Raw genomic sequence first — 15,293 nt, 5'->3', positions numbered from 1 at the left:
CGGCCGGTACAGCCCGGCGGCCTGGCGGAGGACCGTACGGAAGCGTACGGAAACGTCCCCGTCAGGCCGGTTCGGGGTCCTGGTGGCTGCGCGCCTGGCGGCGGCTGTGGAGGTCGACGACGGTCGGGCGGACCGTGCGCTCCAGCGAGCCGCGCAGGTCGGCGAGCATCTCGGCGGGCTCACGCTCGCGCATGCGGGTGACCATCTCGTTGCGCTCGTCCACTTTCCTGCGGAGGTACTCCTCGCGGTCGACGCGCAGGCCGTACATGAGCTCGACCCTGATGAGGGCCAGCTCCTCCTCCAGGCTGATGCCGGTCAGTGTGGGTGCCGGGCGTCGTTTCCTGATGATGCGCCGGATCATTGAGGGCCTCCCGAGTCAGCGTGAACGCCGTGACGATTCGACGCGCGGGGGCCCAAAACGGTTGACGCGTCAGCGTTCCCGGCGGCAGACATCCGGCCACCACCGGGAGATCACGCGCCGAAGACGGGCTGCACCGCCGACCGCCGTCGGTAACCTACCGCAAGGAAAGATCACTCAGGGTGATTGACGGCGGCCGGGGTGTCAGTGACGGGACGGCTCAGACGTTGAAGCGGAACTCGACGACGTCGCCGTCCTGCATGACGTAGTCCTTGCCCTCGATCCTGGCCTTGCCGGCGGCGCGGGCGGCGGCGATGGAACCGGCCTCCACCAGGTCGTCGAAGGAGACCACCTCGGCCTTGATGAAGCCGCGCTGGAAGTCGGTGTGGATCACGCCGGCCGCCTCCGGCGCGGTGGCGCCCTTGCGGATCGTCCAGGCCCTGGTCTCCTTCGGCCCGGCCGTCAGGTACGTCTGCAGGCCCAGCGTCTCGAACCCGACCCGGGCGAGCTGGCGCAGCCCCGACTCCTCCTGGCCGACCGACTGCAGCAGCTCCAGCGCCTCCTCCTCGTCGAGCTCGACCAGCTCGGACTCGATCTTGGCGTCGAGGAACACCGCCTCGGCCGGGGCCACCAGCGCCGACAGCTGCTCCCTGAGCGCGGTGTCGGTCAGCTCGTCGGCGTCGAGGTTGAACACGTACAGGAACGGCTTGGCGGTCAGCAGGTGGAGCTCGCGCAGCTCCGCGCCGTCGAGGCCGCTTTCGAAGATGGTCTTGCCGGTCTCCAGGACGGACTTCGCGGCCTCGGCGGCTTCGAGCGCGGCCTTCTTGTCCTTGTTGTGGCGGGCCTCCTTCTGCAGGCGCGGCAGTGTCTTCTCCACCGTCTGCAGATCGGCCATGATCAGCTCGGTGTTGATGGTCTCGATGTCGCGCTTGGGAGAGATCTCGCCGTCGACGTGGGTGACGTCGGGGTCGCTGAAGACGCGGATGACCTGGCAGATCGCGTCGGTCTCACGGATGTTGGCGAGGAACTGGTTGCCTCGCCCCTGGCCCTCGGACGCGCCCTTGACCAGCCCCGCGATGTCGACGAACTCGACCTTGGCGGGCAGGATGCGGGCCGAGCCGAAGATCTTGGCCAGCACGGGGAGCCGGTCGTCGGGCACGCCGACGATGCCGACGTTGGGCTCGATGGTGGCGAACGGGTAGTTGGCCGCGAGCGCGTTGCCGGACTTGGTCAGGGCGTTGAACAGCGTGGACTTGCCGACGTTGGGAAGCCCGACGATGCCGATGGACAGACTCATCGGAGCGGCTCCGTCTCTCGCTGAGGTCTCTGACTGCTGGTGGTCGCCTGGCTGCGCTCGTTCACGGTCAGCGAGTTTATCCGCTGGCGACGTACAGACAGGTAACCGGACGATAGCCACGGGCGGCGCGGAGGTAGTGGCCCGAGCGCCGGGGGCAGTCCTCGGGCGAGGTGGTGAACGCGAGCACCTTCGCCCAGGCGCGCGGATCGTCGCAGGGGACGCGGACGAGCGCGGACCTCGCGGTCACGTCGGCGGGCGGCCTGGCCACGCAGGCGCCCCTGTCGAGCACCTGCCCGCCCCGCCCGAGGCAGACGACCTGGGAGCCGGCTTCGAGCGTGTCGAGGGTGCCGGGCGGGCAGGCGTCCTGGTCGGTGGCGAGTGCGATGGCGCGGCCGTACCAGCCGGGGCCCGAGCAGGGGAGCTCGCGGCCGTCGAGCGAGACGCAGTCGCCGGATCTGAGCAGGCCACCGCCGCCTCCGGGCGCGCCGGGGTGCGGCTCGACGAAGTTGCGTACGCACGCCGCCCTGCCCTGGCCGACGCGCAGCACGTCATCGGTGTCCTCTGGGCAGTCGCCCGGCCCCGGCGGGTCGGAGGCCATCGCGATCACCTCGGAGCGTCCGCCGTTGCACGCGGTCAGCGCGTACTCGGCCGTCACGCACGCGCCCGGCGACCAGCGCAGCACGGGCCGCTGGGTCTCGCGCCCGCTCGCCGGCGCGCATGCGATGACGGCCCCGGCCAGCGCGATCAGCACGGACGTCACGGCCCCGCAGGCGGCCGCCGCCTTCGCAAGCGTATCCATTGCTTCACTCTGCGTGACCGCGAACCGGCGGCACAAGCGGAACGCCCAAGCGTGTCGGGAAGAAGCGCGGGCCCAAGTTTTGCCATCATCGCTGGGATGGACGTCGTCGCGCTTGTCATCGGTCTCGCCATCGGGCTGCTCGTCGGGTTCCTCGTGGCGCGCACCCGCGCGGCCGTGCGGGTGGCCGAGGCGGACGCCAGGGCCAGGGCCGCCGAGGAGAAGCTCGTCTACGTCGAGGAGCAGCTCGCCGAACGCTTCCAGGCGCTGTCCACCCGCGCGCTCGACGTCAACAACGTACGGTTCCTCGAGCTCGCCGAGACCCGGCTGGCCGCCACCCGCGCGGAGGCGGCGGGCGAGCTGGAGCAGCGCAAGCAGGCCGTCGAGCACCTGGTCGAGCCGCTGAAGGACGCGCTCGCCCGGGTCGAGGAGCAGCTGCGCGACACCGAGACGGGCCAGCGGGTGGCCAGGGCGGAGCTGGCCAAGCAGATCGAGTTCGTCAGGCAGAGCAACGAGCAGCTGCGCGCCCAGACGACCGCGCTGGTCAGGGCGCTGCAGCGGCCCGAGGCGCGGGGGCGGTGGGGCGAGCTGCAACTGCGCAGGGTCGCCGAGATCGCCGGCATGCAGCGCTACTGCGACTTCGACGAGCAGGTCACCGAGGGCTCCATGCGGCCCGACATGGTCGTCAGGCTCGCCGGCGGCAAGAACATCGTGGTCGACTCCAAGGTCTCGCTCGCGGCCTACCTGGAGGCGGCCGAGACCGACGACGAGGCGATCGCCTCGGCCCGGCTCGACGCCCACGCAAGGCACGTGCGCGAGCACATCGACCGGCTCGCGGCCAAGTCGTACTGGCAGGGGTTCAACCCGTCGCCGGAGTTCGTGGTGCTGTTCATCCCCGGTGAGGCGTTCCTGGCCCCGGCGCTCGAACGCGACCCCGGGCTGCTGGAGTACGCGATGGCGCGCCGGGTGCACATCGCCACCCCGACCACGCTGATCACAATGCTGCGCACCGCGCACTACGCCTGGCAGCAGGCGGCGCTCAGCCAGAACGCGCGGACCGTGTTCGAGCTGGGCAAGGAGCTGTACGAGCGGCTGGCCTCGCTGGGCAGGAACGTCGAGTCGCTGGGCCGGGCGCTGACCCGGACGGTGGAGGCGTACAACAAGTCGGTCGGATCGCTCGAAAGCCGCGTCCTGGTCACCGCGCGCAAACTTAACGAGCTGGGCGTCGTCGAGGGCGAACTCGACACTCCCGAGATGCTCGAAGGGCTGCCCAGGCCCCTGGCCTCCCCCGAACTGCTCGAAACCTCATCTCCGATAACCCACGCGAACGGTAAGTTGGCCAACGGGTCGCAGTAAATGGGGGTGGGCCAACCGTGGCTGAGAAGGGCAGGCGTTCCGCCGTCAGGCTGACGGCTCGTGGTGCCATCGCGCTCGCCCTGGTCGCCACTCTGGCGGGCTACGTGCTCGCCGCCCTGCTCGGCGTCGAGCACATCGTGGGGGCCGCGTTCGTACTCGCGAGCACGCTCGGCGTGCTGATGGTCAACAAGCGCGACCTGCTGTCGCTGGTGGTGACCCCGCCGCTGACGTTCTTCTGCGCCACGCTCTTCGTCGAGCTCGGGAGGGCGTTCGGATCGGTGTCGATCGTGCAGTCGCTGGCGCTCGGCCTCTACACCTCGATGACGCGCGGCGCGCCGTGGCTCTTCGCCGGCTCGGCCATCGTGCTCGGCATCGCCTGGCGGCGCGGCCTGCGCGACAACGTACGCGAGCTGCGCGAAGAGCTGCGGGCGGGCGCCGAGGCGGCGCGCCCGCGCCAGACGTTCGTACCCGAGCCCGAGGGCTACTTCGAGCCCCGGGTCTACGGCACCCCGCGCGGCGAGGACTGAAGACTTAGGAGACGACCCGCAAGTCCTTGCGCAGCTCGTGGGGCAGCGCGAAGCGCATGCTCTCCTGCACCGGCTCGACCTCGGTGACGTCGTCGAACCCGTGGCGGGCCAGCCGCGCCAGCACCCCCTGCACCAGCTCTTCCGGCACCGACGCGCCGCTGGTGACGCCCACCGTGGTGACGCCTTCGAGCCACTCGTCCTGGATGTAGTCGGCGTTGTCGACGAGGTACGCCGCGTCGGCGCCGTAGTCCTTCGCCACCTCGACCAGCCGCTTGGAGTTGGAGGAGTTCTCAGAGCCGACGACGATGACGAGCTGCGCCTCGGCCGCGATCTCCTTCACCGCGCTCTGGCGATTCTGGGTGGCGTAGCAGATGTCGTCGCTCGGCGGGTCGAGCAGGTTGGGGAAGCGCTGCTTGAGGCGCGCCACCGTCTCGGTGGTCTCGTCGACCGACAGCGTGGTCTGCGACAGCCACACCAGCTTGTCCGGGTCTTTGACCTCGACCTTGTCGACCGCGTCGAGGCCGTCGACGAGCTGGATGTGCTCGGGCGCCTCGCCCGAGGTGCCCTCGACCTCCTCGTGGCCCTCGTGGCCGATCAGCAGGATCTCGTAGTCCTGCTTGGCGAAGCGCTTGGCCTCGTTGTGCACCTTCGTCACCAGAGGGCAGGTGGCGTCGATGGTGCGCAGGTTGCGCTGCTTCGCCTCCTCGTGCACCGCCGGCGAGACGCCGTGGGCCGAGAACACCACGATCTGGCCCTCCGGCACCTCCTCTGTCTCGTCGACGAAGATGGCGCCCCTGGCCTCAAGGGTCTTGACGACGTGCGTGTTGTGGACGATCTGCTTGCGTACGTAGACCGGCGCGCCGTACTGCTCCAGAGCCTTCTCGACCGCGACAACGGCTCGATCGACTCCGGCGCAGTAGCCCCGTGGCTTGGCGACGAGGACTCGGCGGGAAGTGGGGGTCTGGGGCTCCATACTTCTTATGCTACGTGGAGCGGCCATCCGGCCTGCGCGTGCATGCCGGCCCGCGGTGCGCCAGACTGGCCGTCCAAAACTGACCTCCCAGGGAGACGTACATGTCCTTCAGCGACGTGATACGCAACATCGCTAAAACCGTCACCAACAAGGACGAGCTTAAGGAAAAGGCCAAAGACCTGCCGCTGCTCGTCGTCCAGACCACGCTGAGCGCCGCCGGGCAGGCGCTGCTGCTCGTCGATCGGATGAAGAACTCGATCAAGGGGCTGGGCAAGGAAGAGCGCGAGGAGGAGCAGGAGACCCGCCCCTCCGCCGCCGAGCAGGTCGCCGCCGGGCCCGCCGAGACCGAGCCCGCCTCCGAGCAGGACAAGCCGGCGCGCAAGGAGCCGGTCATCTTCGCGCCGAGGCCCGAGCCGAACGGCGTCGCCAAGACCAAGCCCGACCCGGTCATCTTCGCCCCCACCAAGACCAAGCCCGCCGAACCCGCCGAACCCGCCAAGCCCGAGCCCACCGAGACCGAGCCCGCCGTCGCTGAAGCGGCTCCCGAGAAGCCGGCCGCCACCAAGAGCTCCAAGACCTCCAAGCCGAAGGCCACGGAGTCCAAGGCCACCACCGAGGCCGAGCCGAAGGCCGCTGAGACCAAGACCGACGAGGCAAAGGCCGCTGAGGTCAAGACCGCCGAGACCAAGGCCGACGAGCCGAAGGCCGCTGAGCCGGTGGCCGCGCCCGAGCCCGCCGCCGCCACCGAGGAGCCCGCCAAGGCCCCAGAACCCGCCGCCGCTCCCGAGCCCGCCACCGCCGCGAAGGTCGATCTGGCCGAGCCGCTGCCCGGCTACTCGCAGCTCACCATCGCCTCGCTGCGCGCCAGGATGCGCGGCAAGTCGGCCGAGCAGATCAGCGCGTTCCTCGAGTACGAGAAGGCGACCACGGCGCGTCCCGAGGTCATCCGCATGTTCGAGAACCGCCTCGCCAAGCTCCAGGCCGCGGAGTAAATCGCCCCGGACCCCGTAGTCTTCCGGCATGACCTCGAAGACCTCGCCCGAGTCTCCCCTGCCGATCCGCACGGTCCTGCAGATGGTGGGCGGCTGGATCGGCAGACTCGGCACGGTCTGGGTCGAAGGTGAGATCACCGAGCTGAGCGCCCGAGGCGGCACGGTGTTCCTGACCCTGCGCGATCCGGTGGCCAACGTGTCCGCCAGGGTCACCGCCCCGCGCGGCGTGTACGAGGCCACGGTGCCCAGGCCGTCCAACGGCTCCCGCGTGGTGATGCACGTCAAGCCCGACTTCTGGGTCAACAGGGGTTCGTTCGCCTTCACCGCGCTGGAGATGCGCCCCGTCGGGGTCGGCGAGATGCTGGTCAGGCTGGAGCGGCTGCGGCAGCTCCTGGCCGCCGAGGGCCTGTTCAACGCCGACAGGAAGCGGCGGCTGCCGTTCCTGCCCGGCACGATCGGGCTCATCTGCGGGCGCGAGTCGGCGGCCGAGCGCGACGTGCTGGAGAACTCCCGGCGCCGCTGGCCGGCCGTGAAGTTCAAGGTCGAGGAAGTCGCCGTGCAGGGGCCGTACGCGGTGGGCGAGGTGACCGAGGCCCTGCGCAAGCTCGACGCCGACCCCGCGGTCGAGGTGATCGTGATCGCCCGCGGCGGCGGCTCGCTCGAAGACCTGCTGCCGTTCTCCGACGAGACGCTGGTACGCGCCGTCGCCGCCTGCCGCACCCCCGTCGTCAGCGCGATCGGCCACGAGCAGGACAGCCCGCTGCTCGACCTGGTGGCCGACGTACGCGCGTCCACGCCCACCGACGCCGCCAAGAAGGTCGTGCCCGACGTGGGCGAGCAGCTCACGCTCATCCGCCAGCTCCGCGACCGCGGCCGCCGGGTGCTGAGCGGCTGGCTGGACCGGGAGATGTCCTGGCTGACCTCCGTACGCTCGCGGCCCTCGCTCGCCGACCCCGTACGCGAGCTGGAGCGCCGCGCCGAGCAGGCGGAGGCGCTGCGCGACCGGGCCAGGCGGGCGCTGTCGGGCTCGCTCGACCGCGCCGAGGACGACCTGGCCCACCTGCGTGCCCGCCTGGTCGCCCTGTCCCCCGCCGCGACGCTGGAGCGCGGCTACGCGATCGTGCAGCATCCGTCGGGCGAGGTCGTACGTCTGGCCAGGGACGTCAAGCCCGGCTCCCGCTTGACGATCCGGCTGAGCGACGATCGGCTGCACGTACGCACGGAAGAGCCCGACGCGACGGACTGAGCCCGCGCGGAGAAGCATCTGGCGTGGAGGCCGGCTGTGAAGCGGCGGGAGCGTCGCGGAGGGGCCGTCAGGTGAGGATCGCCTCGGCGAGCAGGGTCAGGCCCGCCTTGATGTCGTCGGTGCTCATGCCGCGCTCGCGGCGCTGGTAGGCGATCAGGTCGGCGCCGGCGGCGGCGAGCAGCGCGTCGGCCACGTACGCGGCGGGCAGGCCGGGCCGCGCCTCCGACAGCAGCCCGGCCAGATGCATGTGGTACAGCAGGTAGGGGCCCGTTCCGGCCTTCGACTTGCGGCTGCGTTCCAGCATCACGTACAGGTCCTCCTGGGCCACGACGCGATCGACGAGCGCGCGCAGGAACGCGAAAGCGCGCTCGCGGGGCGGCGCGCCGGGGCCGAGCGGTGGCGGGCCGGAGATGAACGCGTCCTGAAAGCGCCGCTCGTGGTCGTCCAGCAGCGCGAGCAGCAATCCCGTACGGTCGCCGAAGCGCCGGTAGACCGTGCCCACGCCGACCCCGGCCGCGCGGGCGACCTCATCAAGCGACAGGTCCTCGGTTCCGTGCTCGGCGAGCATCCTGGTCGCCACGTCGATGATCTTCCTGCGGTTGCGCACCGCGTCGGCGCGTTCCTGCTGGGGTTGGCCGACGACGGGCAGGAATCTGCGTTCCCTCACAGGCCGAGCATACCCGTGACAAACGGAGAGTTTTCCGGCTACCCTGCCCCAAACGGAGATTTCTCCGATTAGCTGAGAGGGAGTGAAGCCATGAACGACTTCAATGCCGAGATCATCGAAGAGTTCCGGGCCAACGAGGGCCGGGTGGGCGGCATGTTCGAAGGCCAGCCGCTGTGCCTGCTCACCACCAAGGGAGCCAAGAGCGGCAAGGACGTCACGACGCCCGTCATGTACTTGAAGGACGGGGACGACTACATCGTGATCGCCTCCAACGCCGGCGCCGACAACCATCCCGCCTGGTACCACAACCTACGCGCGACCCCGGAGGCGACGCTGGAGGTGGGCACCGAGAAGTTCACCGCCAAGGCGTCTTTCGCGGAGGGCGACAAGCGCGACCAGCTCTACGCGCGCATGGTCGAGATCTCGCCCGGCTTCGCCGAGTACGAGAAGAAGACCACCCGCCTCATCCCCGTCGTCGCCCTCACCCCCACCGCCTCCTGACCGGGGCCACGCAACGCGAAGAGGCCGCATCCCCGCTGCTGAGGATGCGGCCTCTTCGCGTCAGTTACCGAGCCGTTCGCCGACGCGCCGGATCAGGGGATGTGCGGGATGCGCTTCTCGTACCAGTCGAAGTGGCCGGAGTTGCCGTCAGGCCCGAACGTGCCGTCGAACCGGAAAAAGCTGTTGGGCGGCATCGTGAACCGGACGACCTTGTCCCCAGGCCGGTCGTCGGTGTAGAGGACGTCGCCCCGGGTGTCGTTCCTGTAGTCCGTGACGATGAGGGTGAGCCGCTCGCCGTCCGGGACGTCGAGGCAGATCTCGTACGTGGTCTCGTAACCGTTGCCGGTCCAGGCGAAGCCGTCGACCCCCTTCCTCACCGAGTTGCCGGGCGCGAAGAGACCCTTCCAGACGTAGTCCCAGTCGCTGCGGACGGCCTCGCAGTCGATCGATGACGACGTGGCCGCCGAGGCGGGGCCGCCGGCGGCCAGTGCGGTGCCGAGCACGCCTGCGGCGATGAGGGCGGAAAGAGTGCGCTTCATTACTCCCCTTAGATGAGCGCTGACACAAGCCCTTACAAGAGCGACATCCAACCTGTTGGTTGAAGGCTCAACTAATGATGCGCCAGTCTCCACTCTTGATCAAGCCCGGACAAAGAAGGCCCCATTCAGTCGCCTGCCGTTAACCGCCGCGTTCACCGCGCGGGTGCCCGGACCGGGAGACCACGGCGCGAAGCGCGGCGGGGCGCGGTCGGTGTCGGTGGAGGCACGCAAGTCCGCCGAGTCACCGCACGATCGGGCGCGGTATGCCGGGCTCCGCTGCGGCCCTGGAACGCGGCTGTTCGCCCGGGGCCAAGCTCCTGCGGGCCGGCCCCCGCGTGCCGCCGCAGAGGGGCTGACGCGAGGGATCCGGCGACGGCCGAGGGCCTGGAGCACGGCGGGATAAGCCCGGGTGGCCGGCACGGACCGAAAGGCCGACGCGAGGCCAGGGGCATGGCGCGGGGCTCAGGGCCGGGAGACCGGCGCACTGCCAGCAGACCAGCGCAGGGCCGGGAGGCAGGGTGCCGGGTGGGCGGCACGCGGTCGCGAGCGGTCGGAGAAGGTGGGGAAGGGGTCAGAAGGGGGTGTCGTCGGAAGAAGGCTGGTCGGAGCGGCGGGCCATGGCGGCGGCGAGCTTGACGCGGGCCCCCTGGAGCCACTCCTCGCAGACGGCCGCCAGCTTCTCCCCACGTTCCCACAGCTCGATCGACTGTTCCAGCGTCAGCCCGCCGGTCTCCAGCCGCCGCACGACTTCGGTCAGCTCTTCGCGTGCCTGCTCGTAGGAGAGTTTCTTCTCGCCCGCGGGCTCCTTCTCGTCTGCCACGCCATCCAGCCTAGACGCGTCAGCCCACCGGCCGCTGCTGCAGGCGGCCGGCGAGGTCGGCGAGTTCGGGCCAGTCGGCGGTGCCGGTGATGACGAGGGTGACGTCGGGCAGGATGCGGACGAGCGAGCGCTGGTTCTTGTCCTTGCGGTAGCGCTGCTCCCAGGTGACGCCGCCGACCTGCTGGGTGCCGACGGCCTTGTCGCTGTTGGCCATGCGGCTGGCGAAGCCGGCGGCGGGCTGCTCGTTGCTCTGGGCGAACATGGCGTGCTCGCGCTTGGCGGTGGCGTAGCCGAGGTAGAGCACCTTCGCGCCGTTCTCGCCGTCGGCGATCCTGTTGCTGTTGGGCACCCAGCCGGGCGGGTCCTCCTTGGGCGCCCACACGCCGTACGGGACGCTGTGGCCGAAGTTGGCGACGGTGATGGAGTAGTCGCGCCGCGGGATGTGCTCATCGCGGCTTTGCGGGGTGACCAGGAGGAAGAGCCCGGCCCCCGCGAGGCAGACGAAGAGGGCTACCGCGTAGCCGTAGAGACCTTGGGTGAACCGTCGCACACCTGGCGAGGTTACCCGCTGGAGTGGCCGGTCGCCGAAGCGGCCGGGCGGATGCCGCCGATGATGGCGAGAACGTCGTCGGCGAGGCGCGGGTCGCCGGTGCGTACGACCTCGGAGACGGCCGCCGCGAGCGCGCCGGTGATCACGACGACGAGCGCGCGGTCGTCCTCGAAGAGCGCGGCGTTGCGCTGTGCCCACTGCCGGAGCCGGTCGCGCATGATGACGTCGAACCCGGGCGGCCCGTCGCCGCGCAGGAACAGCGCGGCCAGCTCGCGCTCCTCCAGGCAGCCGTCCAGGTACGCGCGGGCGGCGCGGACGAACACGCCCATGGGGTCGGCCTCGCCGGCGGTGCGGGCCGCGCGGGCGGCCTCCTTGGTGCGCTGGGTCTGCCGGGCCTGGAACTCCTCCCACAGCGTGAGGTAGAGGTCGGCCTTGCCGGAGAAGTGGTGGTAGAGGCTGCCGACGCTGGCCTCGGCCCTCGCCACCACGTCGGTCACGCCGGCCTCGGCGAACCCCTTGGAGATGAACACCTCTCGGGCGGCGGCGAGCAGCGAGCTGCGGGTGGCCGCACCGCGCTCGGATATGCGCGGCTGCAGGGCGACGGCGTCGGCGTCGCTGGTCACTTCGCTCATACGGGATCTCCTCCACGGCGGGGGCGCCACGCACCATGTTGGAGTCGAGATCCTCGGCGCGCACAGCGTATGGCACAAATTCCGCGCTCAAGTTGCAGATTATCCCCCTCCGACCGGGAATAGACCGGCAACTACGATCGAGGGAGACGTCCCACGAGGAGGCCAGCCATCATGTCCGACCAGACTTCCGTGCCGCCGGCGCTCGCCACCAGTGAGCACGCCCCTGATCGCAACCTGGCGCTGGAGCTCGTACGCGTCACGGAGGCGGCCGCGATGGCGGCTGCCCGGTGGGTGGGCAGGGGCGACAAGAACGGCGCGGACGGCGCCGCCGTGAACGCCATGCGCCAGCTCATCAACACGGTCTCGATGAACGGCGTGGTCGTCATCGGCGAGGGCGAGAAGGACCACGCGCCGATGCTCTTCAACGGCGAGCACGTCGGCGACGGCAGCGGCCCCGACTGCGACGTGGCGGTCGACCCGATCGACGGCACCCGGCTGACCGCGCTGGGCATGCCGGACGCGGTGTCGGTGATCGCGGTGAGCGAGCGCGGCTCGATGTACGACCCGTCGGCCGTCTTCTACATGGAGAAGCTGGTCACCGGGCCTGAGGCGGCCGACGTGGTGGACATCGAGGCCCCCGTCGCCGAGAACATCAACGCGGTGGCCAGGGCCAAGCACTGCTCGCCGTCCGACGTGACCGTGGTCGTGCTCGACCGGCCCCGCCACGAGCGGCTGGTCAAGGAGATCAGGGAGGCGGGCGCGCGGATCAAGTTCATCACCGACGGTGACGTGGCCGGCGCGATCATGGCGGCCCGCCAGGGCACGGGCATCGACCTGATGCTGGGCATCGGCGGCACGCCCGAGGGCATCGTGGCGGCGTGCGCGCTCAAGTGCCTGGGCGGCGTCATCCAGGGCAAGCTGTGGCCGCGCGACGACGCCGAGCGTTCCAGGGCCGTGGACGCGGGTCACGACCTCGACCAGGTGCTCACCACGAACGACCTGGTGAAGTCCGACGATGTGTTCTTCGCCGCGACGGGCATCACGCAGGGCGAGCTGATGAAGGGCGTACGGTTCCGCGCCGGCTCGGCGGTGACGGAGTCGCTGGTGATGCGCGGGCGGTCCGGCACGATCAGGAAGATCGAGAGCGAGCATCAGCTCTGGAAGCTGCGGGCGTACAGCGCGATCAACTTCGACACCGCGGGCTGACCTGGAGCGGCCCCGTCACCCCAAGTGTCACCAGCGGCGCTTGCGGCGCGGCGGCTCCTTGACCTTGATCTCGCCCGCGAAGTTCGTGGTGCGCACCTCGATGACGGGCGCGCCGGGCTCGGTGGGCTGCTTGGTCAGCCGTACGGTCTTGTCCTTGGCGACCCTGATCACCTCGAGCCCTTCGGGCACGTGGATCTCCAGCCCGCCGAAGACGAGGGTGGCGTTGATGACGATGCGGCGGTTCTGCAGGATCGCGTCGCGGAAGTCGAGCTTGGTGGTGCCGAACATGGCGGTCACGTCGACCTCGGCGGGCACCACCCAGCGTCCACCGCGCTTCTCCTGCTTGAAGATGGCGGAGACGGGCCGGCCGTCGAGGTTGAGCGGCTGCTGGTCGGCGGGCAGCAGGTCGGTGGTGAGCGCGGCCAGCTCGCCGAGCGTGCGGGCGGAGTAGAGCACGCCGAGCCGCTCCTCCAGCTCGTCGAGCTGGAGCCGGCCGTCGGCGTGGGCGTCCTGGAGCACCTGCGCGATGCGCTCACGATCGGCGTCGGACGCGCGCAGCTCGTGTGGCTGCGGCAGGTCGCTCCGGGTCTGCGGCTTGCGGGCGGACACGAACTCTTCGGCCAGCCGCTCCCCGACTTCCTGCAGTTTCGGCAACCACGATCCCGCGCGTTCGTTCACATCTCCGACGATATCCGGCGGTCGCCCGGTTCGCTCGTCCTCGACGGTGAGGTGTCCGATGACCTCGGCGAACGGCCGCGTGCCGCGCGTGTCCCGCTTTCCCCGGCGTTTCGTCACGTGATTTATCCGGCGATTCTTCGGAATCCAGGCACCCCTTGTGGTCGTTTATCCGGCAAAAGGGAGGCTTGCGTGCATCGACCTGCGCGGTGGGGACTCGGCGCGGCAGGCGCCGGCATAGCAGTGATCGTGGGCCTGGACATCTCCAGCCTGGATGAGATGGATCCGTTCCGCCGGACCATCAGCGAGCACGGGCTGGGGCCGGACGGCTGGGTGTTCGGCCTCGGCGTGGGACTGCTTGCGGCGGGGTCGATCGCCATCGGCGTGTCGCTGGCCAGGAAGAGGCTGGCCGGGGTGCTCGGCACCATCGCGTTGATGGGCTGGAGCCTGGGCTTGTTCGTGACGGCCTGGTTTGAAAAGCACGACTGGTCGGTGGGACCGAGCCTGAGCGGCAGCATTCACCGGGTGGGCAGCTTCGTGGCCTTCCTGTGCCTGCCGCTGGCCGCGGTGCTGATCGCCCGGCCGTGGCACCGGCACAGGTCGCGGGCGACGCTGGTGGCGTTCGGGTTCGGGGTGTGCTCGGTGCTGTGGGTGGTGGGCATCGCCTCGATGATGTTCTACGCCTCCGCCGAAGGGCTGCCGTGGTATCGCGTCATGCCGTTGGGGCTGGTGGAACGCGGGCTGGCGGTCACGGAGGTGGCGGCGCTGCTGGCGCTCGGGGTGTGGGCGGCGGCCCGGCGGATCGACGTGGCCGAGCCCGAACGCGGACCGGCCGGGGCGGTGATGGAGACGTCCACGTAACCGTGGCGATCTCGTGCTGGTGCCGGACGGAGACAGCGGGCTAACATGACCCAGCCTCACGTTTGACACCCCCATTCAGGAGGCCGCCGTGCCGTCCTTACGTGATCGCCAGGCCCGCATCGCCACGTACGTCGTCTACGGCGTCCAGGGACTGTCCTTCGCCTCGCTCCTCATCCAGGTCGCCGCGCTCCAGGCCAAGCACGATCTCGACGAGGGCAGCCTGACGTTGCTGCTGCTGGTCGTACCGGTGTTCGCGGGCGCGGGCAGCGTGGCGGCCGGCGCGTTCGCCGCCCGCTGGGGCAGCAGGCCGCTGCTGCGCATCGCCCAGCCTGCCGTGGCCGCCGCCGTGGTGCTGTCCGGGCTGGCCCCGAACGTTCCACTGCTGCTGCCGGTGCTGCTGCTGTTCGGCGTGGCCGTCGGCGCGGTGGACGCGGGCATGAACATGCAGGGCGTGGCCGTCGAGCGCCGCTACGGCATGCAGGTGCTGAACGGCTTCCACTGCGTGTGGAGCGCGCTCAGCATGCTCGGCGCGCTGTGGGCGTCGGCGGCGGCCGGCCTGCCGCTACCGGTCATCATGGCCGCCCCCATGGTGCTCGCGGTGGCCTGCTCGCTCTACGCCGGGCGGCACCTGTGCTCCCCCGAGGAGGAGAAGGCCGAGCCGCAGGCGGAGACGGTCGCGGGGCCCTTCCCGTGGCGGCCGATCATCCCGCTCTGCCTGGCCATGGGCTTCCTGTACGTCGGCGACGCCGCGGTCTCCAACTTCAACACCGTGTTCATGAAGGACGTGCTGGAGGCGGGTCCCCGGGTGATCCCGCTGGCCTACGTCGCGTACCAGGCGACCACGCTGGCCGTCCGCCTCGCGGGCGACCTGGCGGTGCGCCGCTACGGTCCGGCCGCCATCGTGCGGATCGGCGGCGTGATCGCCACGGCCGGGTTCCTCGGCGTCGTGCTCGCGCCGAACCAGCCGCTCGCCATCGTCGCGTTCGGCCTGACCGGGGTGGGGCTGTCGGTGGTGGCGCCGCAGTCGTTCTCGGCGGCGGGGCGGCTCGACCCGGCGGGCACCGGCGTGGCCATCGCCAGGGTGAACCTCTTCAACTACGTCGGGTTCATCGCGGGCGCCGCCCTGGTCGGCGGGATCGCGGACGCGACGGACATGCGGGTGGCGTTCGCGGCGCCGCTGGTGCTGGCGGCGGCGATCATCGCGCTCGCGCCCGGCTTCGAGCCGAAACGCGCCCCCGCCACCACCTGACGGCGCCGGGCCACGCTCCCGCCCAGCGCTCCCGGCCGTCACCCCGAC

General features: G+C 70.5%; 18 protein-coding genes. 8 read left to right on the top strand and 10 right to left on the bottom strand.

What is annotated here, in order from left to right; all coding sequences use genetic code 11:
- Positions 1–61: 61 nt before the first annotated feature.
- From AB0K67_RS35480 to AB0K67_RS35470, 3 genes are all read right to left on the bottom strand, one after another.
- Positions 62–361, bottom strand: a complete 300-nt coding sequence (locus tag AB0K67_RS35480; RefSeq protein WP_364068886.1) for a hypothetical protein — start codon at positions 359–361, stop codon at positions 62–64.
- A 217-nt stretch (positions 362–578) separates the two neighbouring features.
- On the bottom strand, positions 579–1,655 hold the full coding sequence (gene ychF, locus AB0K67_RS35475; protein ID WP_364068884.1) for a redox-regulated ATPase YchF: 1,077 nt from the start codon (positions 1,653–1,655) through the stop codon (positions 579–581).
- A gap of 76 nt (positions 1,656–1,731) precedes the next feature.
- Positions 1,732–2,454, bottom strand: coding sequence for a hypothetical protein (locus tag AB0K67_RS35470; RefSeq protein WP_364068882.1), 723 nt, complete (start codon positions 2,452–2,454; stop codon positions 1,732–1,734).
- Positions 2,455–2,550: 96 nt separating this feature from the next.
- Between AB0K67_RS35470 and AB0K67_RS35465 the strand changes: the two genes are divergently transcribed.
- Together AB0K67_RS35465 and AB0K67_RS35460 are read left to right on the top strand one after the other, a co-directional pair.
- Complete coding sequence (locus tag AB0K67_RS35465; RefSeq protein ID WP_364068880.1) at positions 2,551–3,807, top strand: DNA recombination protein RmuC; 1,257 nt, start codon at positions 2,551–2,553, stop codon at positions 3,805–3,807.
- A 17-nt stretch (positions 3,808–3,824) separates the two neighbouring features.
- Complete coding sequence (locus AB0K67_RS35460) at positions 3,825–4,334, top strand: DUF6542 domain-containing protein (protein ID WP_364068878.1); 510 nt, start codon at positions 3,825–3,827, stop codon at positions 4,332–4,334.
- Positions 4,335–4,338: 4 nt separating this feature from the next.
- Here the strand turns inward: AB0K67_RS35460 and AB0K67_RS35455 are convergent, their stop codons facing one another.
- Entirely contained in the window at positions 4,339–5,307 is a 969-nt protein-coding gene (locus AB0K67_RS35455) for a 4-hydroxy-3-methylbut-2-enyl diphosphate reductase (RefSeq protein ID WP_364068876.1), read from the bottom strand.
- A gap of 101 nt (positions 5,308–5,408) precedes the next feature.
- Between AB0K67_RS35455 and AB0K67_RS35450 the strand changes: the two genes are divergently transcribed.
- Together AB0K67_RS35450 and xseA are read left to right on the top strand one after the other, a co-directional pair.
- A complete protein-coding gene (locus AB0K67_RS35450; protein ID WP_364068874.1) occupies positions 5,409–6,299 on the top strand; it encodes a hypothetical protein in 891 nt (296 codons plus the stop codon).
- A gap of 28 nt (positions 6,300–6,327) precedes the next feature.
- Positions 6,328–7,545: an exodeoxyribonuclease VII large subunit gene (gene xseA / locus AB0K67_RS35445; protein ID WP_364068872.1), complete on the top strand. Its 1,218-nt coding sequence runs from the start codon at positions 6,328–6,330 to the stop codon at positions 7,543–7,545.
- A 67-nt stretch (positions 7,546–7,612) separates the two neighbouring features.
- Here the strand turns inward: xseA and AB0K67_RS35440 are convergent, their stop codons facing one another.
- The gene (locus AB0K67_RS35440) at positions 7,613–8,212 is read right to left on the bottom strand and encodes a helix-turn-helix domain-containing protein (protein WP_364068870.1); all 600 of its coding nucleotides are present in this window, start codon (positions 8,210–8,212) and stop codon (positions 7,613–7,615) included.
- Between the two features lie 90 nt (positions 8,213–8,302).
- Between AB0K67_RS35440 and AB0K67_RS35435 the strand changes: the two genes are divergently transcribed.
- Complete coding sequence (locus AB0K67_RS35435; protein WP_364068868.1) at positions 8,303–8,713, top strand: nitroreductase family deazaflavin-dependent oxidoreductase; 411 nt, start codon at positions 8,303–8,305, stop codon at positions 8,711–8,713.
- A gap of 92 nt (positions 8,714–8,805) precedes the next feature.
- On the opposite strand, the gene AB0K67_RS35430 is transcribed toward AB0K67_RS35435, so the two are convergent.
- From AB0K67_RS35430 to AB0K67_RS35415, 4 genes are all read right to left on the bottom strand, one after another.
- Positions 8,806–9,252, bottom strand: a complete 447-nt coding sequence (locus AB0K67_RS35430; RefSeq protein ID WP_364068866.1) for a hypothetical protein — start codon at positions 9,250–9,252, stop codon at positions 8,806–8,808.
- Positions 9,253–9,823: 571 nt separating this feature from the next.
- On the bottom strand, positions 9,824–10,072 hold the full coding sequence (locus tag AB0K67_RS35425; RefSeq protein WP_364068865.1) for an exodeoxyribonuclease VII small subunit: 249 nt from the start codon (positions 10,070–10,072) through the stop codon (positions 9,824–9,826).
- Positions 10,073–10,091: 19 nt separating this feature from the next.
- Positions 10,092–10,622 (bottom strand): DUF4245 domain-containing protein, encoded by a 531-nt coding sequence (locus AB0K67_RS35420; protein ID WP_364068863.1) that lies wholly within the window; start codon positions 10,620–10,622, stop codon positions 10,092–10,094.
- Between the two features lie 11 nt (positions 10,623–10,633).
- Positions 10,634–11,254: a TetR/AcrR family transcriptional regulator gene (locus AB0K67_RS35415; RefSeq protein WP_364068861.1), complete on the bottom strand. Its 621-nt coding sequence runs from the start codon at positions 11,252–11,254 to the stop codon at positions 10,634–10,636.
- A gap of 171 nt (positions 11,255–11,425) precedes the next feature.
- Between AB0K67_RS35415 and glpX the strand changes: the two genes are divergently transcribed.
- Entirely contained in the window at positions 11,426–12,460 is a 1,035-nt protein-coding gene (glpX, locus tag AB0K67_RS35410) for a class II fructose-bisphosphatase (protein ID WP_364068859.1), read from the top strand.
- 27 nt (positions 12,461–12,487) lie between these two features.
- Here glpX and AB0K67_RS35405 read toward each other — a convergent pair whose 3' ends face one another.
- On the bottom strand, positions 12,488–13,138 hold the full coding sequence (locus AB0K67_RS35405; RefSeq protein ID WP_364068857.1) for a DUF1707 domain-containing protein: 651 nt from the start codon (positions 13,136–13,138) through the stop codon (positions 12,488–12,490).
- Between the two features lie 189 nt (positions 13,139–13,327).
- Here AB0K67_RS35405 and AB0K67_RS35400 point away from each other — a divergent pair, with 189 nt between their 5' ends.
- Entirely contained in the window at positions 13,328–13,996 is a 669-nt protein-coding gene (locus AB0K67_RS35400; protein WP_364068855.1) for a DUF998 domain-containing protein, read from the top strand.
- 88 nt (positions 13,997–14,084) lie between these two features.
- Positions 14,085–15,245 (top strand): MFS transporter, encoded by a 1,161-nt coding sequence (locus AB0K67_RS35395; protein WP_364068853.1) that lies wholly within the window; start codon positions 14,085–14,087, stop codon positions 15,243–15,245.
- Positions 15,246–15,293 lie beyond the last annotated feature (48 nt).

Source organism: Nonomuraea sp. NPDC052634 (genome assembly GCF_040678535.1).
GTDB lineage: Bacteria > Actinomycetota > Actinomycetes > Streptosporangiales > Streptosporangiaceae > Nonomuraea > Nonomuraea fastidiosa.
The sequence above is the reverse complement of the archived record's forward strand: the minus strand, read 5'-3'. Positions and strand labels throughout refer to the sequence as shown.

Coding starts and splice junctions, on each gene's coding strand:
- AB0K67_RS35480 (WP_364068886.1), bottom strand. CDS start 361: ATGATCCGGCGCATCATCAGGAAACGACGCCCGGCACCCACACTGACC.
- ychF (WP_364068884.1), bottom strand. CDS start 1,655: ATGAGTCTGTCCATCGGCATCGTCGGGCTTCCCAACGTCGGCAAGTCC.
- AB0K67_RS35470 (WP_364068882.1), bottom strand. CDS start 2,454: ATGGATACGCTTGCGAAGGCGGCGGCCGCCTGCGGGGCCGTGACGTCC.
- AB0K67_RS35465 (WP_364068880.1), top strand. CDS start 2,551: ATGGACGTCGTCGCGCTTGTCATCGGTCTCGCCATCGGGCTGCTCGTC.
- AB0K67_RS35455 (WP_364068876.1), bottom strand. CDS start 5,307: ATGGAGCCCCAGACCCCCACTTCCCGCCGAGTCCTCGTCGCCAAGCCA.
- AB0K67_RS35450 (WP_364068874.1), top strand. CDS start 5,409: ATGTCCTTCAGCGACGTGATACGCAACATCGCTAAAACCGTCACCAAC.
- xseA (WP_364068872.1), top strand. CDS start 6,328: ATGACCTCGAAGACCTCGCCCGAGTCTCCCCTGCCGATCCGCACGGTC.
- AB0K67_RS35435 (WP_364068868.1), top strand. CDS start 8,303: ATGAACGACTTCAATGCCGAGATCATCGAAGAGTTCCGGGCCAACGAG.
- AB0K67_RS35430 (WP_364068866.1), bottom strand. CDS start 9,252: ATGAAGCGCACTCTTTCCGCCCTCATCGCCGCAGGCGTGCTCGGCACC.
- AB0K67_RS35415 (WP_364068861.1), bottom strand. CDS start 11,254: ATGAGCGAAGTGACCAGCGACGCCGACGCCGTCGCCCTGCAGCCGCGC.
- glpX (WP_364068859.1), top strand. CDS start 11,426: ATGTCCGACCAGACTTCCGTGCCGCCGGCGCTCGCCACCAGTGAGCAC.